The organism is Rhodococcus sp. (in: high G+C Gram-positive bacteria) (assembly GCF_049286785.1).
Taxonomy (GTDB): domain Bacteria; phylum Actinomycetota; class Actinomycetes; order Mycobacteriales; family Mycobacteriaceae; genus Rhodococcus_F.
This window is the reverse complement of record NZ_JBAQEO010000902.1, coordinates 1-3,305: the sequence shown is the minus strand read 5'-3', so window position 1 is coordinate 3,305 and position 3,305 is coordinate 1. Positions and strand designations below refer to the sequence as shown.

Below are 3,305 nucleotides of genomic sequence, written 5' to 3'. Positions count from 1 at the left end.
CGGTCGAGGAGCAGTTCGATGCTGGTGATCCGGTTGTCGGTGACGGTGAGGAGTTCGACGCAGCGGACCGCGCCGGCGTCGGTGTCCGTGACGAAGTCGTAGACGACGCACACGCGATCAGCTTCGGTGTAGGTCTCGCGGATTTCGTTGTGGACGAGCGCGGGTAGCAGGCGGGTCAGCGCGCCGATCCACTCGCGTTTGCCGTATTCGGTGCCTGCGAAGGCGGCGACCAACCGATCGTCGAAGAGTGCATCCAGTCCGGTCAGGTCGTGATCGCTGACGGCTTGGATGTACGCCAGGGCCGTCTCCGTCTCCGTCGCGGTTGTGGTCATGGGGTTCCTCCTCGTGATCGTGCATCTACCCTAAGCACAAAGATTCATAAGTACAAGAACTCACTTGTGTACGATATGGGTGAACGAAGGGAGTTGATGTCGATGCCCTCGGACCCTGCCCCGAGCCTGGACGAATCGCTGCGAGCGCTGGCCGACGGGAACCGTCGAGCGATCCTCGCGATCATTCGCGCCGAGTCTCAACCCGTCGGGGTCATTGCAGAGCAGATCGGCCTGTCGCAGCAGGCGACGTCCCACCATCTCGGAGTGTTGCGACGGGCGGGCCTGGTCGAAGGCACCAAGGCCGGTACTCGCCATCTGTTCGCGGTGAACACTGACGGCCTGGCCGCGATCCGCTCATATCTGGATGACTTCTGGCCCGATCGCCTGGCCGCGCTCAAAGCCGCCGTCGAAGGACGAGAGACCGGCTCGCGTGGCTGAGCACGTCTCTTCGATCGACATCGACGCCGCCCCCGAGGTGGTGTTCGACTATCTCGTCACCGAAGAGGGCATGACCGCGTGGATGGGCGAGCATGCGAGCCTCGAACCACGGCCCGGTGGCCGGTTCGACATCGAGATCGCCGGAGTTCCCACCCGACGCCGGCGTCACCGAAGGGCGAATGTTCAACGGGCAAGGCCTGAGAACTTCTGCCGGGTTCTTCACGTTCATCAGCAACACCGGTGATCTCGTCGTCAAAGTCGCGCAATCCGAAGCCCCAAGAACTCATCGCCGACGGCGTCGCCGGTCCCATGACCATGGGTGCTCGCACCATGCGCGAATGGGTACGCATCCTCCCCGGGCCCAACCATGACAACCGGACCTGGCGTCAGGCACTCCAGCGCTCCTGGGCCGTCATCAGCGAAAAGTGACAATCGCAACGGTGGCGTGCGCCAGGCCGCGATGTTCGGTCCGGCCGGTGAGGCCTCTTGGCCGGTGAACCACGCCCGGAGCCGTTCGCGATCGCGGCGAAGCGTTGTGGCCTTGGGGTGCAGCCACTTCCGCGTTCACTCCGAATTGTCGATCCGCCGAGCCGATGAGGCACGGACACTCGAAGCCGCTGCAGGTGCGGGAGTGTATGTGTGTGTGCGGTGTGCGTCTAAATCGGGACTTCAATGCCGCCGCGAATGCGAGAATGCGGGGGTGGAACTGCGTGGGGCATGTCGTGCGGCCGGTATCGGCGTGGTTGCCGCCAGCGAACATGTCGGCCGACCGCGCGTTCACAGCGCTCTTCCTGCCCTTACCGCGCGACTGGTCCTCAGCCTCGATGCTCCCATGGAAGTCGTCTACAGCGGGCAGGCCCACCATATGCAGGCGGTGGTTGCCGGACTGATGAGGCCGGAGGCGGCCACCCCGCGGCTCATCCTTCGGCCCCACCAGGCGACGGTGTATGCCGAACTGTCTCCGATGGCGATGCAACGCCTGGCTGGATTGCCCCTCAATGAGCTAGATGCAGGGGGTGTCGGCGCCGATGTCCTGCTGCCGTGGGTGGGTTGGTTGATCGAGGAACTGGCAGATCACCCGGCCGACCAACGAGAACGGATCATGCGAGTCCGTCTTCTCGAGCGCCTGCGGCAAGCTGGAAAGGCCGAGGCGTCTCAGGATGCCCTCGAATCGCTGAGAGTGATCGAGGCAAGCGGTGGGAGGGTGTCCGTTGAGGATCTGGCTCGCCGTGCACACCTGAGCCCGCGGCATCTGCGGCACGTGATGCGCCGGTCCGTCGGGATCAGCCCGAAGTTCGCCTCCCGCGTCGCGCGTGTGGCGGCCGCCGTCAGTCGGGCCGGCGACGGGGCCGACTCCTGGGCGCAAGTCGCGGCCGAAAGCGGTTACCACGACCAAAGTCACCTCGTGCATGATTTCACCGACCTGATGCAGACAACACCATCTGCATGGCTGGCCGAGGAAGGCCGAAATCTACAAGGTTGGCGCCGCCCTTCCCTGTAATCATCGACCCATGAACAGTGAACTCCATCCGAAACTGCTGGTGTCCGATGCCGATGCAGCGATCGATTTCTACACCAAGGCCCTGGACGCAACACTGACCGTCCGAGTGACTGATTCGCGGGACGTGGTGACCCACGCTGAACTCACCGTGGGATCAGAAACCCTTGCTTTGGCACAGAGCGTTCCAGAGTGGGGGTGGAACGATCCCCGGTCACTGGGCGGCACGCCGGTCCTCATTACGGCAAACGTGGCCGATCCGGATTCGACAGCAGACCGTATGGTGCAGTTGGGAGCCGAACTGGTGATCCCGGTGGAGGACCGCCCGTACGGCAAGCGCCAAGGCCGGATCGAAGACCCGTTCGGACACCTGTGGGTGATCAGTGGTGAGCTCCGGTAGCTGACGAACGTTCGGCCTCACAGGCTCAGGCGATCCGTCTCGTATTCACTCCAACCCTTCTCGGCGACCGAGGCGCGCCCGCGAGTTTCACCGCGCACTGTTCCAGCAGTTGCCGTCTGACGCCGAAATCGTCTCCTAGGAAACGGTTTTTGCCGAGCAACTGGTGGAGACGGCTGTAGAAGACGGGGGGAAGCAACCCGAATTCGGGAAGAATGTGCTCATCGCCCCCTCCGTACGGCAACCATTGCCGGGCGAAGGTGAGCATCGCGTGTTCGTCGGGGGTCATGATTCCTCGTAGTTGTCGGCGGAGAAGTTGAACGTCGGGCCGGATGACGCGCCGCAAGGAAAGCCAAACACTGATCGGGTGTCGGCGGCAGTGCCTGCCAGGGGTATTTCCGTACCCCTTTCGGTCTATGTCTCAGATCACAGCCGCGCCCGGAAGCGCCCCGGGAAATGAAGGCGCAGTCGCCATCCGACCCCGGGGCCGACCTGTGATATGGACTGCTCCAGTGGGGGAGTTGTGACCTGCTTCATACCCCTTAGAACGTGTTGGGAAAGTCTCAAGCGGCGGTTGAGCTACGTTGCCAGGGCTTGCGGCCGGGCGGTGGCGCCAGGCGTCGGACCATCAACCCGATCA

Annotated in this window: 7 protein-coding genes; 5 read left to right on the top strand and 2 right to left on the bottom strand. The window is 63.6% G+C overall.

Going from position 1 to position 3,305, the window contains the following annotated elements:
• Positions 1-332 (bottom strand): nuclear transport factor 2 family protein (locus tag WAW17_RS32465; protein WP_422336933.1); only part of this gene is annotated, 332 nt, incomplete at its 3' end.
• A gap of 102 nt (positions 333-434) precedes the next feature.
• Between WAW17_RS32465 and WAW17_RS32460 the strand changes: the two genes are divergently transcribed.
• From WAW17_RS32460 to WAW17_RS32440, 5 genes are all read left to right on the top strand, one after another.
• Positions 435-770 (top strand): ArsR/SmtB family transcription factor, encoded by a 336-nt coding sequence (locus WAW17_RS32460; RefSeq protein WP_422336932.1) that lies wholly within the window; start codon positions 435-437, stop codon positions 768-770.
• Positions 763-1,014: an SRPBCC domain-containing protein gene (locus WAW17_RS32455; protein ID WP_422336931.1), complete on the top strand. Its 252-nt coding sequence runs from the start codon at positions 763-765 to the stop codon at positions 1,012-1,014. Before WAW17_RS32460 ends, WAW17_RS32455 begins: the two co-directional genes overlap by 8 nt.
• Complete coding sequence (locus WAW17_RS32450) at positions 1,011-1,199, top strand: hypothetical protein (RefSeq protein WP_422336930.1); 189 nt, start codon at positions 1,011-1,013, stop codon at positions 1,197-1,199. The genes WAW17_RS32455 and WAW17_RS32450 overlap by 4 nt, the downstream gene beginning before the upstream one ends.
• A 271-nt stretch (positions 1,200-1,470) precedes the next feature.
• Positions 1,471-2,271: a helix-turn-helix domain-containing protein gene (locus WAW17_RS32445; RefSeq protein ID WP_422336929.1), complete on the top strand. Its 801-nt coding sequence runs from the start codon at positions 1,471-1,473 to the stop codon at positions 2,269-2,271.
• Positions 2,272-2,281: 10 nt separating this feature from the next.
• Positions 2,282-2,668, top strand: a complete 387-nt coding sequence (locus WAW17_RS32440; RefSeq protein ID WP_422336928.1) for a VOC family protein — start codon at positions 2,282-2,284, stop codon at positions 2,666-2,668.
• Between the two features lie 25 nt (positions 2,669-2,693).
• Here the strand turns inward: WAW17_RS32440 and WAW17_RS32435 are convergent, their stop codons facing one another.
• Positions 2,694-2,933, bottom strand: coding sequence for a hypothetical protein (locus WAW17_RS32435; protein WP_422336934.1), 240 nt, complete (start codon positions 2,931-2,933; stop codon positions 2,694-2,696).
• Positions 2,934-3,305: the final 372 nt, after the last annotated feature.